This window comes from Streptomyces hoynatensis (assembly GCF_003626535.1).
Lineage (GTDB): Bacteria > Actinomycetota > Actinomycetes > Streptomycetales > Streptomycetaceae > Streptomyces > Streptomyces hoynatensis.
The window spans coordinates 44,389-63,334 of the sequence record NZ_RBAL01000013.1 but is presented as its reverse complement, the minus strand read 5'-3'; the positions used below and the strand labels follow the sequence as shown (position 1 = coordinate 63,334).

Here is an 18,946-nt window from a genome sequence, read left to right as displayed (position 1 = left end):
GCCGGGACGCTCCCGGCCGTGCTCCTGGCGCTCCCCCGCGGCGCCCCCTGCGGTTCACCGGAGCTGGCGGCGGACCAGCTCGTGGAAGAGCCCGCCGGTGTCGGCGAGCAGCGCGGCCGGCGGTCCCTGCTGCGCCACCCGCCCGTCGTGCAGCACCACCACCCGGTCCGCGTCCAGCACCGTGGACAGCCGGTGGGCGATGACGATCCGGGTGGCGCGCAGCCCGCGGGTCGCCTCGATGACCACCCGCTGCGCCTCGTTGTCCAGCGCGCTGGTGGCCTCGTCGAGGAAGAGGACCCGCGGCCTGCGGATGAGCGCCTGCGCGATCATCAGCCGCTGCCGCTGCCCGCCGGAGAGGGTGCCGCCGCCGTCGGACAGCACGGTGTGCAGGCCCATCGGCATGGCCTTGACGTCCTCGGCGAGGCCCGCCTTCGCCACCGCCTCCCACACCTCCTCCAGCGCGTACGTCCCCGCGCCGCGGATGCAGTCCAGGAGCGAGCCGGTCAGCGGCTGCGCGTGCTGCAGCACCACCCCGCACTGCCGCCGCACGGCCGCCTGGTCCAGCGCCGCCAGGTCCTGCCCGTCGTAGAGCACGCTGCCCGACAGCGGCCGGTCGAAGCCGATCAGCAGCCGCAGCAGCGTGGACTTGCCGCAGCCGCTTGGCCCGACGATCGCCAGGAACTCGCCCTCGCGCGCCTCGATGCTCACGTCGTCCAGCACCAGGGGACCGTCCTCGGCGTACCGGTAGGACAGGTTCCGCGCCTCCACCCGGCCCCGCAGCTCGCCGGGCGCGACGCTGGAGGAGCGCACCTCGGGCGGCTCCCGCAGGATCGGCCGCACCTGCTCGAACATCGGCTGCACCGCGGCCGCCGACAGCAGCGCGCCGGTGAGCTGGGTGACCGAGGAGAGCAGCATCGTGACCGCGGTGCTGAAGGTGAGGAACCCGCCGACCGACATGCTGCCCTCGGCCGGCCCGGCGAGCAGCAGGAACATGAGGAGCGAACTGAGCGGCAGGTAGATCGCGTTGAGCACCGTCACGGTGTTCTTGACCCGGCCGATGCGCTGATGCAGCGCGCGGGTGCGGGCGAACTCCCCCGCCCAGGCGGCGTAGGCGAAGCTCTCGGCGGCGGCCACCCGCAGCTTGGGCAGCCCGCGCAGGGTCTGGAACGCCTGGTTGCTCAGCCGGTTGGTCAGCCGCACCAGCCGCCGCTGGTACCGGAGTTGCCACAGCCCGAGTCCGGCGAAGAGCCCGGCGACGGCCAGCAGCATGGCGAGGGCCACCAGCGCCAGCGGCACGCTGTAGACGAGGAGCAGCACGAGGTTCACCGCGCCGACCGCACCCGCCTGCACGCACACCGAGCCGGTGCCCGACAGGACGCGGCGGATGGCGCTGATGCCCATGGCGGCGGCGGCGAGTTCGCCGGTGGAGCGGCCCGCGAAGAACGGCGGCGGCAGCCGGAGCAGCCGGTCCCACACGGCCGGTTGCAGGGTGGCCTCGATGCGGCCCTCGATGCGGAGGATGGCGAGGTTCTGGAGCAGCGCGTAGGCGGCCGAGACGAGGCCGATCGCCAGCAGCGCCACGCCGACCCGCACGAGGGGGCCGGTCTCGCCGCGGGGCACGTACTCGCCCAGCACCTTGCCGGTGGCCAGGGGCACCAGCGCGCCGAGGCCGACGGAGACGAGGCCGCCAAGCACGAGCCTGCGCAGCTCGCCGCGGGTGCCGCGCAGGCTGAAGTACAGCAGCCGCGGCAGGCTCAACGGCCGGTCGGGCAGCGGGCGGTAGAACATGACGGCGTGCGGGGCCAGGGCCGCGGCGTTCCGCGCGCCGACGCGCTCCCTGCGGCCGGTGGCGGGGTCGAGGGCCACGTAGCCGCCGCGCCGCCACAGGAGCGCCACCGGCACCGCCTCCGCCGCCCCCGCTGCTTCGGTCGTCCCCGCCGTCCCGTCGGTCCCGTCGGTCCCGTCCGTCCGGCCCGTCCCGTCCGTCCCGGACGTCCTGTCGGTCCCGTCGGTCCCGGACGTTCCGTCGGTTCCGTCGGCCGTGGCGCGCAGCCGCCAGCCCACCAGGGGGCCGCTGTTCTCCCGCCACCACCGGCCGGCGAGCCGCACCCGGCGGGTGCGGACCCGGGCGGCGAGCGCGAGGCGCTCCACGGGATCGGTGCCGTCCGCGGCGCCGGCGGCGGGGGCGGCCGGCCCGAGGGCGATGCGGGCCTCCTCGGCGACGAGGCGGCAGGCGGCGTAGGTGGCGTCGGCCCCCGCCTGCGGCGGGCGGCCGCCGTCGATGGAGGCGAGCAGCGCCTCGTCGGCCCGGGTGCGGGCCGCCTCGCCCGCCCTGAGCCCGGCCGCGGCCCGGTCCTCGTGGGCGCGCTCCACCTGCTCGATCCAGCGGTCCAGGGCGCGCAGCAGCCGGTGCTGCCGGTCGATCATGCCCCGCCACATCCCGCCGTCCAGGAGCAGGCTGCCGCCCTCGCCCGCCGCCGCGGGGGCGCCGTACCGCACGCCGCCCGGGGGCACCTGGAGCCACAGGATGTCCTCGTCGGCCGCGCCAGGGGCCGCGGCCCGCCCGTTCAGCGGGGCCTCGTACAGCACCCGCAGGCCGTGGCCGACGCCCCGCGCGAACGCCTCCTCAAGCGGCCCCGCCGCCGCCCCGTCCCGGAACTGCCCCTGCCCGCCCCACCCTTGGCCCCACTCCTGCGCCCACCCCTGGGCCGGGTCCTGCCGGCGGCCCGGTTCCCCGGGCTGCCCCGCGGCCCAGGCCCCGCCGGGCGCGGTGCCGTACGCCCCGCCCGCGCCGGTGCCGTACCCGTCGCCGTACGCCGGGGGCGCGCCCGCCGCGTACCCCCCGCCGTGCGCGACCGCGTTCCCCGGCATCCCGTACGCCCCGGGCACCCCGTACGTCTCCGGCGCCCCGTACACCCCGTACGTCTCGTACGCCCCGGGCGTCTCGTACGTCTCGGGTGTCTCGTACGTCTCGGGTATCTCGTACAGCGGGATGCGGCGCAGCAGGCAGCCGGGCAGCGGGCGGGCGGCCAGCGTGTGCCGGGGGCCGGCGACCGAGCCGAGCAGCAGCGTGCCGGCGTCCAGCCTGCCGAGGAAGTGCCAGGGCCCCTCCCGCGCCGCGTCCACCGCGAACAGGTCCATGGCGCCCGCGACGACCAGCCACAGCACGGAGGGGTCCGCCAGGGAGAGCCGGCGCAGGCCCGCGCAGTCCACGGCCGCGCCGAGGCCGCCGAGGGCGGCGACCACCGGGGCGGCGGAGGCGGCGGCGGAGACTGCGGGGAAGGCCGCCCCCGGGGCCGCGAGGCCGTCCGCCGCCTGGGGGACGTCCGCCGGGCCGTGCGGGGAATCCGGCCGCGGTTCCGCGGCCGGGCCGGGGAGCGGGGCGGTCACCTCAGCGCTCCCCGACCAGCCGGGCGTACGGGCCGCCCGCCGCGGCCAGCACCTCGTGGCGCCCCCGCTCGACGACGGTGCCGCGGTCGAGCACCAGGATCTCGTCGCTGTCGCGGACCGTGCTCAGCCGGTGGGCGATGATCACGCAGGCGCAGCCGCGGCGCCGCAGATTGTCCATGACGGCCTGTTCCGTCACCGCGTCCAGGGCGCTGGTCACCTCGTCGAGGATCAGCACGCTCGGGCGGCGCACCAGCGCGCGGGCCAGTTCGAGGCGCTGGCGCTGGCCGCCGGAGAAGTTGCGGCCGTCCTGCTCCACGCGGCTGTGGACGCCGCCGGGGCGGCGGGAGACCACGTCGTACACGGCCGCGTCCCGCAGGGCGGCCACGACCGCCTCGTCCGGGATCGACGGGTCCCACAGCGCGACGTTGTCCCGGACGGTGCCCTCGAAGAGGAACACGTCCTGGTCGACGAAGGAGACCGAGGCGGCCAGCGCGCCGCGCGGGATGTCCTCGATCCGCGTGCCGTCCACCCGGATCGAGCCCTCCCACGGCGGGTAGAGGCCGGCCAGCAGCCGCGACACGGTGGACTTGCCGCTGCCGGAGCCGCCGACGAGGGCGACCTGCTGCCCGGGCCCGACCGTCAGCGAGAAGCCCTTCAGCAGCGGCGGGTCGAGCGGGCTGTACCCGAAGGTGACGCCGTCCAGCTCCACGTGCCCGGCCAGGCGCCTGGTGCCACCCGGGCCGGGCGCGCCAGGTTCCGCCGCCGCGCCCGGCCTGGAGTACAGCGGGTCGGCGGGGAAGTTCTCCACGTCCTTGAGGCGGGCCATGTCGGCGGCGAAGTCCTGGAGCCGCCCGGCCACGCCGTTCAGCCGGGTCAGGGGCGCGGTGAAACTCGTCACCAGCGCCTGGAAGGCGACCAGCAGCCCCACCGTCAGGTGCCCCTCGACCGCCCGCAGGCCGCCGATGAGCAGGATCAGCGCGCTGTTGCACACGGCCAGGGTGGGGGCCACGATCGCCAGCCAGGCGCTGGGCACGCCGAGCCGCTGCTGCACGTCCAGGGTGACGGCGTGCTGCCCGGCCCAGCGGCGGAAGAAGCCGTCCTCGCCGCCGGTGGCCTTCATCGTCTCGATGAGCTGGAGCCCGCCGTAGGAAGTGTTGGTGAGCCGCGCGGTCTCGGCGCGCAGCTTCTGGGTGCCGGTGGCCCGCAGCCCGATGACCAGGCGCACGGCCGCCACGTTGAGCAGGGCGACGGCCACCCCGACGACGGTCAGCTGCGCGTCGTACGTCCACAGCAGCGCCGCGTACAGCACGACGACCACCGCGTCCACGCCCGCGGCGGCCAGGTCCCTGGCGAGGATCTCGGCCACGGTGTCGTTGGATTCGAGGCGCTGGACCAGGTCGGCCGGGTTGCGCTGGGCGTAGAAGGTGACCGGGAGCCGCAGCAGGTGCCGCAGGAAGCGGGCGCTGCCCAGGGTGGACGAAATGACGCGCCCCCGCAGCAGGTTGGCCTGCTGCAGCGCGGTCAGCGTCGCGGTCAGCAGCAGCGCGCCCGCCATGGCGGCGAACAGCACGCCGAGCGTGGAGGTCTGGTGCCCGATGAGGAACGTGTCCACGTAGGTGCGGCCCAGGGCGGGCACCGTGGCGCCGACGGCCACCAGCAGCAGGCTGGAGACCAGGGCGGCGAACAGGGTGCCCGAGGTGCCCCGCAGGCGCGCGGGCACGGCGCGCGCGACCCCCGGCTTGCGGCCCGAGCGGCGGAAGCCGGCGCCGGGTTCGAAGACGAGCACCACGCCGGTGAAGCTCGTGTCGAAGTCCGCCATGGGCACGAAACGGCGGCCCTTGGCCGGGTCGTTGATCCAGGCGCCGCGGCGGCCGGGACCGCGGCGCATGCCCTCGTAGACGACGTAGTGGTTGAACTCCCAGAACAGCACGGCAGGGCCGCGCACCCCGGCCAGCGCGGTCAGGTCCATCTGCATGCCCTTGGCGCGCAGCCCGAAGCCGCGGGCGGCCTTGAGGAGGTTGCCGGCGCGCGAGCCGTCGCGGGAGACGCCGCAGGCGATGCGCAACTCCTCCAGCGGGACGAAACGGCCGTGGTACCCGAGCACCATGGCCAGGGCGGCGGCGCCGCACTCGACCTCCTCCATCTGCAGGACGGTCGGGGTGCGCACGCGCCGCGGGGTCCGGCCCGCGCGGGCGGGGTCCGGCCCGCGGCGGGCGCGCCGGGCGCCGCGGCGGCCGGGGCGCTGCCGGTGCCCGGGCGCGCCGCCTGGGCGGCCTTGGCCGTGGCGGCGGGCCGCGGGCGGGGGCGGCGCGTTGCGGCGGCGGGCGCCCGCGGGTCCGGCGGGGGCGGTCACGGCAGCAGCCAATCGGCGGGGCGCTCCTCGGCGAGGCGCACGGAGCCGGTGACGGGGGTCCTGGAGGCCGGCGTGAACGGGGGCCCGTCCGCGGAGGACCAGGCGTAGCCGGACTCGGTGGCGGAGGAGGGCAGCAGGCGCACGAACAGGGCGATGGGGTCGCCCTCGGCGGCGAACCTGGCGGCGAGTGCGCTGTCGCCGAGGAACCCGCCGAGCTGCCGTTCGGTCTGCGGGGCGCCGGCGACGGCCGCCACCCGCCCGCGCAGCACCCCGTACCGCTCCCGCGGCGCCGACTGGACGCTGAGGTCGACGGCCGCGCCGGTGGGGATCGCGGCGCCCTGGGAACCGGGCAGGAACAGCACGGCGATCAGCGGCTCGTCCGGCCCCGCCGCGTGCTCCAGGGTGGCCAGGTCCTCGCCCGCGGTGACGACCGAGCCGACCTGGGCGAGGACGGTGGTCAGCCGGCCGCCGTCCACGGCGGGCACCTCGCGTTCGCCCTCCTCGGTGCGCAGCCGCAGCAGGGGCGCGTCGGGGGCGAGCAGCTCGCCCGGCTCGGCCAGCACCCGCACGACCTGCCCGGCCACGGGGCTCTGCAGCACGTAACTGCCCTCGGGGTAGGTGAGGATGCCGGGGGCGCTGACCGTGGTGGAGACCGTGCCGGTCAGGGCCCAGAAGGCGGCGCAGGCCATGACGGCGACGGTCACGGCCAGGACCAGCCGGCCCTGCGGGCGGGCGAAGCGCAGGGGAAGGTCGAGTTCTTCCGGTGACTGCAGTTTGGAGAGCGCTTTGTGGCGGAACTCCACGGGCCATTCCTTCACACTTCCGGCCCCGGCGAGGAGGTGACGGGCGGGGCCGAATCCGCGAGACGCGTGACACCCCCGCGACCCGGCAGGGCTTTCCGGGCCACGGGGGCGGCCACGCTGTACGTGGGGCTACTCGGGCGTTTCCCCGGGGCAGGGGCTTTCCGGGTGCCGGATTTCCTCCGGGTTTCTCCCGGGACGCCCCGCGACCTCAGAGACCCGCGACGCCGCCCAGGACGCCGGTGACGCCGACGCCGGTGGTGGAGGCGACCGTGCCCTGCAGGTAGTTGACGGTCTCCAGGCTGTTCACGGCGCCGGTGACGTCGGACACGACGGCGCCGACCAGGCCGCTGGTCACGCTGATCCCGGCCACCCCACCGGCGACCGCGTCCAGCTCGGCGTCGTCGATCTCGCGGGTCTCAAGCTCGTTACGCAAGATGGTCATTCCCTTCACTGTGAATTCTTCGCAATGCCGCAATGCCGCGGTGCCGCAATGCTGCGAGGCGGCGAAACGGCACGCGAGGCCATGGAGCGCGACGGAGATCGGTTCGGAAGCACCTCCGTGGCGAGCAGGATGTAAGCACGCGAACGGATGCCCGGGCCAGCCATGCCGCCGCCCGCGGCGGCCGAAGGGAAACCTCGGGTGACGGCCGTGCAGCATCCTTTGCCAAGTACCCCAATATTTTCGCGTAATCGGCCGCCGCGGGCGGGCCGGTGCCCGCGGCAACGAAACCCAAAGGGCGTCAACGGGGCCCATCGGGCGCAAGTCCGTCATGTACTCCATCGCGCCGAGGCGTGCCCGCGGTGGGGGTGCGGCGTGAGGATTTCACGAAGGTGCGGCCCGCGGCGCGGGCCCGCGGCCCGCCGGGAGCCGCCCCGCCCCGCCCCGGCCGCTCCCGCGGCCCTGCCCCGGCCGGTCCCGCGGCCGTTACCGCGGCGGGGCGAGCGCGGCGGGTGGGGCGGAAGGGGGCGCGGGGGCGGAAAGGTCTGCGGGGGCGGAGGGCGCGGCGGGGGAGGCGGCGGGGAGGAGGACGGTGACGACGAGTCCGCCGCCGGGGCGCGGCGTGGGGATCAGGCGGCCGTCGTGGGCGGTGACGACGGCCTGGACGAGGGACAGGCCGAGGCCGCTGCCGCCCTCGGCGTGCAGGCGGGCGCCCACGCCGCGGACGAAGGGCTCCAGGAGCGCGGCCGTCTCCTCGGCCGCGATGGGCGGGCCCGAGTTGGCGAGGCGCAGGTACGCCTCCCCGCCCGCGGTGCCGGTGGCGGCCGCCAGGTGGCCGCCGGGGTGGTTGTGGCGGACGGCGTTGCCGACGAGGTTGTCCACCAGCCGTTCGAGCAGCACGGGTTCGCCCCACACCACGGCGGGGCGCAGGTCGGTGGCCGAGCCGAGGCCCAGGGCCCGCACCTCCTCCGCGCGGGCCCCGAGGGCGGCCGTCACCAGGCCGGCGAGGTCGACGGGGCGCCGCGCGCCGGGACCCGCCTGGCTGCGGGCGAGCAGGAGGAGGCCGTCGAGGGTGCGCCGGCTCGTGGTGACGGCGGCGGAGATGTCCGCGGCCATGGCGAGGAGTTCGGCCCGGTCCGGCTCGCCCTCCAGGGTGACGTCGAGCGCGGTGCGCATGGTGGCCAGCGGGGTCCGCAGCTCGTGGGCCGCGTTGGCGGCGAACATCCGCTGGCTGTGCAGCGCCCGGTCGCGTTCGGCGATGCCGCGCTGGATGCGGTCGAGCATGTCGTTGATCGTGGCGGAGAGTGCGGTCAGTTCGTCGGTGGGGGTGCCGACCGGGACGCGTTCCGACAGATTCTCCGCGGACAGGCGCCGGGCCGTGGCGGAGACGCTGCGCAGCGGGCGCAGCACGCGCCCGGCGACGAGCCACGCCACGAGGGCGGCCGGCACGGTCAGCAGGGCGAGGGCGAGCGCGGACTGGGTGAGGAAGGCCGACAGGGTCACGTCCCGCACCCCGGACACCGAGGCGGGGAGTTCCGGCAGCGGCGGGGCGCCGGGTTCGCCGGCCGTGTCGTGGAGGTAGAAGCCGAGGCGCCCGCCGAGCCGCCGCCGCAGCAGCAGGTAGGTGAGGGCGGTCAGCACCACGCCGGTGGCCGACACCATCGCGGTGTACAGGAGGGTGAGCCTGCCGCGCGCCGTGAGGTGGCGGGGCGCGAGCCGCCCGGCCCACCCGCCCCCGCGTACGCCCCGGCGCCGGACGGCCCCGGGGCTCACGGCCCGATCCGGTAGCCGAAGCCGGTCACGGTCTCCAGGAGCGGCGGGTCCCCGAGCTTGCGGCGCAGCGTGCCCACGGTGATGCGCACGGCGTTGGTGAACGGGTCGGCGTGCTCGTCCCACACCTTCTCCAGCAGCGTCTCGGCGCTGAGCACGTCGCCGCCGGCCGCGAGCAGATGCTCCAGCACCCCGAACTCCTTGGGCGTCAGGGCGAGCAGCCGCCCGGCGCGCTCCGCGGTGCGGCGCGCGGGGTCGAGCACGAGGTCGGCGGCGCGCAGCACCGGCGGACGGGCGGGGGCGCTGCGCCGGGTCAGGGCCCGGACGCGGGCGACCAGTTCGGAGAAGGCGAACGGCTTGCCCAGGTAGTCGTCCGCGCCCAGCGTGAGGCCCTCCACCCGGTCCTGGACCGTGCCCGAGGCGGTGAGCATGAGGATGCGGGAGCCGCCGTGCTCGGCCAGCCGCCGGCACACGGTGTCCCCGTGAACCACGGGCAGGTCCCGGTCGAGCACGACCACGTCGTAGGGCGCGAGCTCCCACTTGTCGAGGGCGGTGCGGCCGTCGGGGGCGAGGTCGACGGCGAAGCCCTGCCTGCGCAGCCCGGTGGCGACGTACTTGGCCAGGGCCTGCTCGTCTTCGGCCAGCAGAATCCTCACCCGGCCATCATTCAGCCCCCGGCATATGGATTCCGTATGGCCGCGCGCCCGGCCGCCGCCCGGCGCGTCGGGAGGGCCGGGAGGGGCCGGGTGCTGTTGTCTCGGTAGGCCCGAGGCTTTCGACAGGGAGGTCACCGATGGAGATCACCGCCTACGGGGTGCTCGGCGACGAACGCCCGCTGCTCCAGGCGGCGTTCGACGAGGCGTTCCAGGGGCGTCACGCGCTCCGCTGCCTGGAGCTGTTCCTCGACCGGAACACCGCGCCCACCGCCGCCGGCCACGAGATCGTCCTCAGCAGCGTCAACGACCGACTCGACGCCGAGGTGATCGCGGCCCTGGCGGCCGGCGGCACCCGGCTGGTGGCCCAGCGGGCCACGGGCTACAACAACATCGACCTGGACGCGGCCCGGGCCCACGGCCTGGCCGTGGCCCGGGTCTCGCACTACTCGCCGTACTCGGTGGCCGAGTTCGCCTGGGCGCTGGCCCTTGCGGTGGGCCGCCGGGTGGTGCGGGCCGCCGGCCGCTCCCGCGAGTTCGACTTCCGCCTGGACGGGCTCATGGGCCGTGACCTGCACGGCCGCACCGCCGGAATCCTGGGCACCGGCGCGATCGGCACCGCCTTCGCACGCATCGCCCACGGCTTCGGGATGCGGCTGCTCGGCAACGACGTCCGGGAGAACCCGGAGTGCCTCGCGCTCGGCATGACGTACGTGCCGCCCTCCCGGCTGTTCGCCGAGTCCGACCTGATCAGCCTGCACGCGCCGCTGCTGCGCGAGACCCACCACATCGTGGGCCGCGAGGAGCTGGCCCGGATGAAGGACGACGCGATCCTGGTGAACTCCAGCCGCGGCGGCCTCGTCGACACCGAGGCCCTGGTCGAGACGCTGCGCGCCGGGCGCCTCGACGGAGTGGGCCTGGACGTCTACGAGGAGGAGGCGGGGCTCTTCCACCTCGACAAGTCGCTGGAGGTGATGACGGACGACACCCTCGCCCGGCTGACGACCTTCCGCAACGTCATCGTCACCTCCCACCAGGCGTACTTCACCCGCGAGGCCGTCGGCGAGATCGTCGCGGCCACCGTGGCCAACGTGCGCGACCACCTGGCCGGGCGCGCCGGGGAGAACCTCCTGGTCCCGCCCCCCGGCTGACCGGCCCACGCCCTTCCCCGCCGTCCTCCGCGGGGCCGCCGCCCATCCTGCGCAGCATGGGCGCGCCGCCGGTGGCGAGAAACCGGGCGCGGTGGGCTCGGTCGGTCCGGTCGACCTGGTGGGCCCCGTCGGCCCCGTCGGCTCCGTCGGGCCGGTCGGCTCGGTGGGCTCGGGCAGGCAGACGCCGTCCACCAGGAGCAGCTCAAGCGAGCAGCCCCTCCCGGGCGGGGGCTGGGGCGCGGGCCTGGGTTCCTCGGGACGGTCGTAGAGGAGGGCCGCGGTGATCAGGCCAAGCAGCAGCGCGGCGACGGCCTGCCCTACCCGGGAGGCGGGCGGCTCGGGAACGGCATGGTGGTGCGCCGGGCCCGGCCGCGGCGGCTCGGCGCCGAAGGAGGCGGCGACCGCCGTCAGCGGCAGGTCGAGGTCCGCCCCGCACCGCACGAGCGCGCGGCGGAGCCGGGCCGCCCGCTGCGGATCGGTGGGGGCCTCGGCCGTCAGGTCCAGCACCGCGGCCGCCCCGGAATCGCGGGGGACGGGCGCACAGGGCCTGGTGGCCCCGGCCGCCGTGGCGTCCCACACCGCCCGGCCCGCGGCGACCAGCGCCTGCCAGGCGAGCAACCGGACCGCCGTCCCCGCCCTGGCCTCGCCGAGGTCGCCCCACTGCGGCAGCCCCCAGCGGGTGAGCCGCAGCGCCCCGCCGAGCTCCGCGCCGCGCCCGTCCTCGACCGCCTCCAGCAGGCCGCCCGGGGTGGGCCGGGGCCGCCCGAGGATCCGCACCGCCGCGGCCAGGTCGCGGACGGCCGCCACGGCCCGCAGTTCCGCCACCTCCGCCAGCCACTCCTGCCAGGGCAGCACCACGCCCTCCCCGGCCGCACCCTCCGCCGGGGCCGACGCCGCGCCGTTCGCCGTGCCCCCCGCCGTGTCTCCCGCCGGGTGCCTGGCGGGCGCCTCCTCGGGGGTCGGGAAGAGCGCCCGCCAGACGCCGGCGGGGAGGGGCCTGCCCGGCCCCCACAGGGCGAGGGCAGGCCGGGGGTCCTCCGGCACCCCGCCGCCCGCGCCCCCGCCGCCCGCCCCGGCCTCGTCGGCGGCCAGCCGCCGGAGCCGCTCGGCGAGCGGGGGATGCGAGTCGAACGCGCTCCTCGGCTCCGCCGGCCGTGCCCACAGCCGGTGTTCCAGCAGGGCGCGCCGCCCGGGATCGGCGAGTTGCGCGGCGAACGCCCGCACCGGATCGTCCGGCCGCCGCCCGATGGCGGCCATGGGCCCCAGGCACCGGTCGCGGAAGTCCGCCCAGCCCGCGGCCAGCAGCGGTAACGCGGCGAGCGCCCGGGCCAGGGCCTCCGGCCCGGCGACCGCCGCCGCGGCCGCGTCCGCGGCCAGCTCCTGCCGGCGGCGCACCGCGAAGGACGTCACCTCGTACAGCCGGGCGCAGCCGAGCATGCACAGGTACTGGAAGCCGGTGTACGCCGCGCTCACCGGGTTGTTGCCGCCGACGGCCCCGGCCATGCCCCGCAGCGTCGCCTCCAGGGCGACCGCGCCCCGGTAGACCGTGGCGGCGAACCTGGTGTGCCCGTGCGCGTAGTGGCCGAGCTCGTGGCACAGCACCGCCCGCAACTCGTCGGCGCGCAGCCCGCCGAGCAGCGGGACCCCCAGGTACAGGCGGCGTCGACGGGGCGGCAGCCCGCCCCAGGAGTCCTCGTCGACCGAGGCGTTGGGCCACGGGGTGAGCCGGATCTCGGTCGGCGCGGGGGCGCCCACCCGGTCCGCCAGGGCCGTCACCTCGGCCCACAGTTCCGGCGCCTCCCGGCGGCCGACGGGGATCGTGCCCGGCCGCGGGCCGATCCGGCCCCCGCCGGCGAGGACGAACAGCAGCGGCGGCAGCGCGGCGAGGCCGAGCACGGCGTACAGCAGCGCGCCGAGCACCCGCCCGCTCGCCCCGGGGGCGGCCAGCGCGGGCAACGCCACCGCGCCGACGACCACGAAGCCGGCCGTCAGCGCGGCGGCCACCAGCCGGAAGCCCACCACCAGCACCGCCGCCGCCGGCGACCCGCCACGGCGGCGCGCGGTCACGCCCGCCCGCCCAGGCCCCGCGGTGCCCCCGCGGCCACACCCCCACGCGCCGCCCGCGCCCGTGCCCGGGGCAGCCCGCCGCCGCCCAGCGGGCCGGTTCACGGGATCACCGGTGCCCCTCGACTCCGCTCGGGGTCCGCTCCCGTGGTCACCACCGTCAGCTGCCGTGCCGCCTGCCCGGCGCGCCGGGCGGAACGCCCGGCCGCCGCCAGCGCGGTGAGTGCCGTGCGGCCCTCGCGCAGCAGCACCTCGCCGGCCCGGGTGAGGGAGACCCGGCGGCTGGTGCGGTCGAGCAGCCGGACGCCGAGCCGGCGCTCCAGCCGCTGGACCGACCGGGACAGCGCGGGCTGGGCGATGCCGAGCCGGACGGCGGCCCGGCTGCAGTTCAGCTCCTCGGCGACCGCGACGAAGCAGGCCAGTTCCCGCGACTCCATACCCTCAGGTTATGGGTGCGGGGCCCCGGTCGGTCTCGGTGCCGCTCACCGGCGGCTGGCGGACCGGGAGCCATGACAGACACGGCCAGACACGGCCGGGCCGGAGGCCAACGTGGCCCGCATGCGGCTCTTCGTCGCACAGGTGCAGCAGGCGGGCCGGTTCGAACTGATCGACAGCCTGGTCCACCCCGACTACCGCAACCACACGGCAGAACCGGGCCAGGGCAGGGACCGGGAGGGAGTGCGGGCGACCACGAGGGCCCTGCACGCGGCCTTCTCCGGCCTGACCGTGCGGATTCTGCACTGCGTCGGGGAGGGAGACCTCGTGGCCACGCACAAGGTGTTCCGCGCCCGGCACACCGGCCCGTGGTTCCACCTACACCGCTCGTTCGGCAGTCCCGGGGAACCCCGGCCGCCGCACGGCCGGGGTTCCTCAAGGCGGTGAGCGTCGGTCACCGTGCACCGGGAAGGTCAGCGCTGCAGGGTGAGGACGCCCGGCCGCCAGGGCAGCTGGTCGTAGGGGCCGCCCGCGGTGGGGGACTTGCCCTGGTAGAGGAACTGCAGGTTGCAGGGGTCGATGGTCATGGTCTGGTCGGGGTTGTTGCGGACCAGGTCGCCGTGGCTGATGTCGTTGGTCCAGGTGGCACCGCTGTTGGCCCTGCCCGCGAAGGGGTTGCTTTCGCCGGCGGCCTGCGGGGTCCACGAACCGCTCAGGCTGGAGGCCGTGAACGAGCGGAAGTAGCGCCCGTTCGCACCGATCGCCTCAACGATCATGAGGTACTGGTTCTGGCCCTGCACCTTGTACACCTGTGGCGCCTCGAACAGGTTGTTCGTCGTGTCGCTCATGACCGTCGTGTACGACGAGCCGAAGCTGGACGGGAAGTTGCCGATCGGCATGCTCGCCCGGTAGATACTGCCGTTGTCACCGGCGAAGAACAGGTACATGTTCTGGCCGTCGGCGATCAGGGTCTGGTCGATCGGGCCGGTACCGGAGTTGGGGATGCTGCCGGTGAACAGCGGCTGCGGCGCGGACCAGCCGTTGGGGTTGGTGGGGTCGCTCGACGTGCGGTAGATGAAGGGCCACGCGCCCCATTGGTACGCCAGCACCCAGATGTTCTTGGGCGCGAAGTAGAACAGCGTGGGCGCCACCGTGGACTGGCTCATCCCGGTCTGACCGGCCGAGGCCATGTCCGACCAGTTCGTGAAGGGACTGAACGCCATCGAGCCGTACGACGATCCCGAAACGTTCGACGCGTAGACCAGGTGCTTGCCGTTGTAGACGACGTTGGTGAAGTCCTTCAGGGAGACCCACCCGTTCGCCGGCTGCGCCAGCGCGCCCGTGGACGTCCACCGGTAGGTCGAGGGAAGAGCGCATGTGCCGTCGCCCGGCGTCCCGGACAGGCCGGTCCACTGCTGGTTGCTGCCGCCGTTGCACGTCCAGATCTGCACCGCTGTGCCGTTGGCCGTACCGCCGTCCGCGACATCCAGGCACAGCCCGGACTCCACGCCGACGATCGTGCCGTCGGCGTTCACCCGCCACTGCTGGTTCGCACCGCCGGAGCAGCTCCAGATCTGCACCCGGGTGCCGGCCGTGGTGGCGTGGTCCGGAACATCCAGGCATTTGTTGCCGTACACGGTGAGCTGGTTGCTGTCCGTCAGCGTCCACTGCTGGTTGGTCCCGTCCCAGCAGTCGTAAATCTGCAGTTGCGTGCCGTCGGTCTGGCCGGCGCCCAGCACGTCGAGACACCGGCCGGAACCGACACCGCGCAAGGCGCCACTGGAAGCCGCCTGAGCCGGGGCCGCCGCGAGCAACGCCGCCAATGCGGCCAGGGCCGCAACCACGGCGGTGATCACCGCAGACGGATGTCTGCGGCTGAAACTTCCTCTGTGCATGGGGGACTTCCTCAACTGTGAGTAGGCGGTTCCGGTCGGCCTCGTCAGAGGCTGCCCGGACTGTCGGTGCAGTGCGCAGCGGTCTGTGAGCACCACGGCAGACCGCTTGTGACACCCGGTTCTTCGTGCCCTTCTCCCGGGCGCCGACAGGACTGCCGCGGCCGGCGAACGGCCTGGCGGGGACGGAACCGCCGAGCGCCCGGTTGACATGGCCGAAGAGGGCGGCACGAAAAATTGGCGAGGTCATGACATGTGAAACGATGCGGCCCCTTGCGGCTCCGGCTTCGGGGATGCGACTCGGAGTCGCCCTGCTGCGCGAGGGGCGACTCCATGTGTTCGTGATATCGAACGCGGGTGGGAATGTCGAACAACCCGAATGATAGGGAACCGGCGAGCGGCGTCAACACCTCTCGGGCATCGAGGTCAGGACCTGGGAAAGCCGGGAAAGAGGGCGGGCCTCCGGCAGTTCCCCGATCCGGGCGACAAGGAGTCCGCGCTGGTCCGGCACCGAATTCAGGAGCCCGGGGCAGAGTCCGGCGAGGACCTCGACCCGCTGTACGAAGACCGGTTCCGCGGGCGGATCCCGCAGGAGCACGGGGGAACGCCGCCCGCAGGCCCGTGCGGCGCGCGGTACGACGCCTTCGGGGTGGAGGTCCGCCACAGCCGCCCGCGGGAAGAGATCACGCTTCGGGTGCTGATCACGCCCGATGTGAGTGAGGAGGTGGTCGTGGGCGTCCGGTGTCCGGGCGGACCGCCACCGGCGGTGAACCGGCGGAGCCGGCTCAGCCGTCCCGGATGACGAAGGCCCTGATCGCCTCGACGGCCCCGCCGCGTGACCAGTCCGTGGAGGAGGAGGACAGCGTCAGGATGTCCACCGAACCGGAGAAGTGGCGCTCGCTCAGGCCCTGTTCGATGTGACGGCTTCCGGCAAGGATCACGTCCACGCTCTCGCCGGCCACCAGCACGGTCCGCACGCTGGTGTGGTTGGCGATGCCGGCGGCGACCGCCCCGACCGCCCAGCCCGCCAGGCGGGCGATGTCGCCGCAGACGACGTCTCCCTGCCGGGCCCTGCGGGCGATCTCCTCGGGGGAGACCGGCCGGTGCAGTCCGTACGCCGCGGCGGACAGGAGCGCCCCGGTCGAGAGATACGCCGAGATGCAGCCGCGGTGCCCGGTGGGGCACATGGGGCCGCCCGGGTCCAGGATGTGGTGCCCGAAGGCGACGACGTCCTCCTCGGTGGTCTCCAGGATGCGGCCGTCCCGGCATACGGCGTAGCCGATGCCCGCGCCGGCGGTGGCCAGGGCGAAGTCGGTGAGGCCGCGGGCCTCCCCGAACCAGTGCTGGCCCCGGGCGAGGGCGTGGACGTCGTTGCGGACCACGCAGGGGATGCCCATGGCGGCGTTCAGGACGGATTCCAGCGAGACCCGCCGCCAGCCCAGGAAGGGCGCGTCGAACAACCCGGCCTCCGCCGCGTCGCCGCCGGGCGAGGCCCGCCCGCCCAGCGCGAAGCCCGCCGCGGCGGGCTTCGCGCTGTCCCGGGCCAGCCGGTCCATCAGGTCCCTGGCCTGGGCCGCGACCCCTTCGGGCGTCCGGTCGCCGAGCGGTTCGCTGCGCTCCGCCGCGACCTCGCTCCGCAGATCGGTGACGACCGCGTGCATGTGGTCGGAGGTGAGCTTCACCCCGAGGAAGTGGTAGGCGTCCGCGACGACGTCCAGCGGGCGGGTGGGGTGGCCGTTCACGGGGTCGTGGACGGTTCCCCGCTCCACCAGCAGGCCGGACTCCACCAGGGGCTTGGTCAGCCGGGTCAGGCTGCCGTTCGACAGGCCGAGGCGGCGGGCGAGTTCGGTCCGGGTGCGCGGGCCGTTGACCAGCAGCTCCTTGACGATGGGGCGGGCCGGCCGGGAGACGGCCTCCCAGTCCCCGACCGCCGGCCGGCCGCCCCTCTGTTCGGATCCTGCGTGCACCCGCGCAGCGTACAAGGCACCGCGGGGAAATCCTGGGCGGCGGCCTGCCCGGCCGGGCTCCGGCAGCGCGACGCCGGAGGCCGCCCGGCCGGGGAGCCCGCTCGCGCGACGGGGGGAAAACACCCGTACTTGTTTTTGGTCCAGAACCTAGTCACCCGGAAATCCCCGCCATACACTCCTCGCCAGGGTCGAACCGGCCCGGATTCCGCGGGAGTTGCTTCTGTAGCGGAATCGATCTTGTCTGCTTGCTCGCACCTGTGAGGGGTGCCCCTCCGAGGCCGCCTTCCCGGCCCCCCGGAGCGGTCGCTCCTCTTCCGATGGAGGCAGGTGCCTCCGTTCACCTCGGGAGCCGCAGTGAAACGAACACGGAGAACACTGACAGTCCTGCTGGCCGGACTGGCCACCCTCCTCGGCCTGGCCGGCCCGGCCGCCGCCCGGGACGGGGACCGGGCGGAGCCGCTCGCGACCGGACTGCACATCGAGAACGGCCGCCTGCTGGAGGCCAACGGGAACGACTTCGTCATGCGGGGCGTCAACCACGCGCACACCTGGTACCAGGGCGAGACGCAGTCGTTCGCCGACATCAAGGAACTGGGCGCGAACACCGTCCGCGTCGTGCTCGGCAGCGGCCAGCGCTGGGGGCCGGACAGCCCCGAGAACGTCGCGAACGTCATCGAGCTGTGCAAGGCCAACCGGATGATCTGCGTGCTGGAGGTGCACGACACCACCGGTTACGGCGAACAGGACGGCGCCGCCTCACTGGACCAGGCGGCCGACTACTGGATCGGCCTGCGGGACGTCCTGGTCGGCCAAGAGGACTACGTCGTCATCAACATCGGGAACGAGCCGTGGGGCAACACCAACGCCGCCGGCTGGACCCAGGCCACCATCGACGCGGTCCAGAAGCTCCGGAACGCCGGGTTCGAGCACACCCTCATGGTCGACGGCCCCAACTGGGGCCAGGACTGGCAGAACACCATGCGCACCACCGCGCAGCAGGTCTACGACGCCGACCCCACCGGCAACCTGATCTTCTCGGTCCACATGTACGCCGTCTACGAGAGCGCCGACCTGATCAGCGCGTACCTGCACGACTTCGTCGACGCCGGCCTCCCGATCGTGGTCGGCGAGTTCAGCCACCCCGCCGACCAGTGGGGTGACGTGAACGAGGACGCCATCATGGCCACGGCCGAAGAGCTGGACCTGGGCTGGCTGGCCTGGTCCTGGAGCGGCAACGCCGACCCGATCCACGACCTGACGCTGAACTTCGACCCGGCCCAGCTCACCTGGTGGGGCGAGCGGGTCTTCCACGGCCCCAACGGCATCGGGGAGACCGCCGAGGAGGCCACCATCTTCGGCGGGGGCGGCGACCCCGACGACACCCAGGCGCCGACCGCGCCCGGCACCCCCACCGCCTCCGAGGTGACCGCGACGTCCGCCGTCCTGACCTGGCCGGCGGCCACCGACAACGTCGGCGTGACCGGCTACGACATCGTCCGGGTGCAGGGCACCACCGAGACGCGCGTCGGCAGCTCGGCGACCAACCGGGTCACCCTCACGGGGCTGACCGCCGACACCACCTACACCCTGGCCGCCTACGCCCGGGACGCCGCCGGCAACCGCTCCGCCCGCTCGGCCACCGTCACCGTCACCACCAGCCGCACACCGGTGGCCGCCTGCGCCGTGGGGTACCGCGTCGTCAACGAGTGGAACAACGGCTTCCAGGGCGAGATCGTCATCCGCAACACCGGCACCGCCCCCCTGACCAACTGGACGCTCGGCTTCACCTTCAGCGGCGGCCAGACCATCACCAACCTGTGGGGCGGCACCCCCACCCAGAACGGCGGCACGGTGACCGTCACCCCGGCGGACTACACCCGCACCATCGCGGCGAACGGCACCGTCACCCTCGGCTTCATCGCCGGCAAGAACGGCGCCAACCCCGCGCCCACGGCCTTCACCCTCAACGGCGACGCCTGCGCCACCGCCTGATCCCGCACCACCGTCCGACCGCGGTCACGACCGCCAC

General features: G+C 74.9%; 11 protein-coding genes and 2 pseudogenes. 3 read left to right on the top strand and 10 right to left on the bottom strand.

Features of this window, described 5'->3' with window-relative positions; all coding sequences use genetic code 11:
• Window positions 1-54: 54 nt before the first annotated feature.
• The 6 genes from D7294_RS21005 to D7294_RS20975 form a co-directional block, all read right to left on the bottom strand.
• Window positions 55-3,141: an NHLP bacteriocin export ABC transporter permease/ATPase subunit gene (locus D7294_RS21005; protein ID WP_241562534.1), complete on the bottom strand. Its 3,087-nt coding sequence runs from the start codon at window positions 3,139-3,141 to the stop codon at window positions 55-57.
• A gap of 250 nt (window positions 3,142-3,391) precedes the next feature.
• Window positions 3,392-5,743: an NHLP family bacteriocin export ABC transporter peptidase/permease/ATPase subunit gene (locus D7294_RS20995; RefSeq protein WP_120682089.1), complete on the bottom strand. Its 2,352-nt coding sequence runs from the start codon at window positions 5,741-5,743 to the stop codon at window positions 3,392-3,394.
• Window positions 5,740-6,546 (bottom strand): biotin/lipoyl-containing protein, encoded by an 807-nt coding sequence (locus D7294_RS20990; RefSeq protein ID WP_120682087.1) that lies wholly within the window; start codon window positions 6,544-6,546, stop codon window positions 5,740-5,742. The genes D7294_RS20995 and D7294_RS20990 overlap by 4 nt, the downstream gene beginning before the upstream one ends.
• Before the next feature lie 208 nt (window positions 6,547-6,754).
• A complete protein-coding gene (locus D7294_RS20985) occupies window positions 6,755-6,988 on the bottom strand; it encodes a hypothetical protein (RefSeq protein ID WP_120682085.1) in 234 nt (77 codons plus the stop codon).
• A 483-nt stretch (window positions 6,989-7,471) separates the two neighbouring features.
• The gene (locus tag D7294_RS20980) at window positions 7,472-8,758 is read right to left on the bottom strand and encodes a sensor histidine kinase (protein WP_206619534.1); all 1,287 of its coding nucleotides are present in this window, start codon (window positions 8,756-8,758) and stop codon (window positions 7,472-7,474) included.
• Window positions 8,755-9,411, bottom strand: coding sequence for a response regulator transcription factor (locus tag D7294_RS20975; protein WP_120682083.1), 657 nt, complete (start codon window positions 9,409-9,411; stop codon window positions 8,755-8,757). Before D7294_RS20975 ends, D7294_RS20980 begins: the two co-directional genes overlap by 4 nt.
• A gap of 137 nt (window positions 9,412-9,548) precedes the next feature.
• Between D7294_RS20975 and D7294_RS33345 the strand changes: the two genes are divergently transcribed.
• Window positions 9,549-10,559: a 2-hydroxyacid dehydrogenase gene (locus D7294_RS33345; protein ID WP_120682081.1), complete on the top strand. Its 1,011-nt coding sequence runs from the start codon at window positions 9,549-9,551 to the stop codon at window positions 10,557-10,559.
• 1,098 nt (window positions 10,560-11,657) lie between these two features.
• Here the strand turns inward: D7294_RS33345 and D7294_RS33340 are convergent.
• Both D7294_RS33340 and D7294_RS20960 read right to left on the bottom strand, forming a co-directional pair.
• Window positions 11,658-12,455 (bottom strand): annotated as a pseudogene (locus D7294_RS33340) (M48 family metalloprotease); the annotation flags it as partial.
• Between the two features lie 338 nt (window positions 12,456-12,793).
• Window positions 12,794-13,060 (bottom strand): annotated as a pseudogene (locus tag D7294_RS20960) (LysR family transcriptional regulator); the annotation flags it as partial.
• A gap of 121 nt (window positions 13,061-13,181) precedes the next feature.
• Between D7294_RS20960 and D7294_RS20955 the strand changes: the two are divergent.
• Window positions 13,182-13,505, top strand: coding sequence for an ester cyclase (locus D7294_RS20955; RefSeq protein WP_120682260.1), 324 nt, complete (start codon window positions 13,182-13,184; stop codon window positions 13,503-13,505).
• 26 nt (window positions 13,506-13,531) lie between these two features.
• On the opposite strand, the gene D7294_RS20950 is transcribed toward D7294_RS20955, so the two are convergent.
• Together D7294_RS20950 and D7294_RS20940 are read right to left on the bottom strand one after the other, a co-directional pair.
• Window positions 13,532-14,953, bottom strand: coding sequence for a non-reducing end alpha-L-arabinofuranosidase family hydrolase (locus D7294_RS20950; protein ID WP_120682077.1), 1,422 nt, complete (start codon window positions 14,951-14,953; stop codon window positions 13,532-13,534).
• Between the two features lie 782 nt (window positions 14,954-15,735).
• Window positions 15,736-16,917, bottom strand: a complete 1,182-nt coding sequence (locus D7294_RS20940; protein WP_147450880.1) for an ROK family transcriptional regulator — start codon at window positions 16,915-16,917, stop codon at window positions 15,736-15,738.
• A gap of 354 nt (window positions 16,918-17,271) precedes the next feature.
• On the opposite strand from D7294_RS20940, the gene D7294_RS20935 reads away from it, so the two are divergent.
• Complete coding sequence (locus D7294_RS20935; protein ID WP_120682071.1) at window positions 17,272-18,909, top strand: cellulase family glycosylhydrolase; 1,638 nt, start codon at window positions 17,272-17,274, stop codon at window positions 18,907-18,909.
• Window positions 18,910-18,946 lie beyond the last annotated feature (37 nt).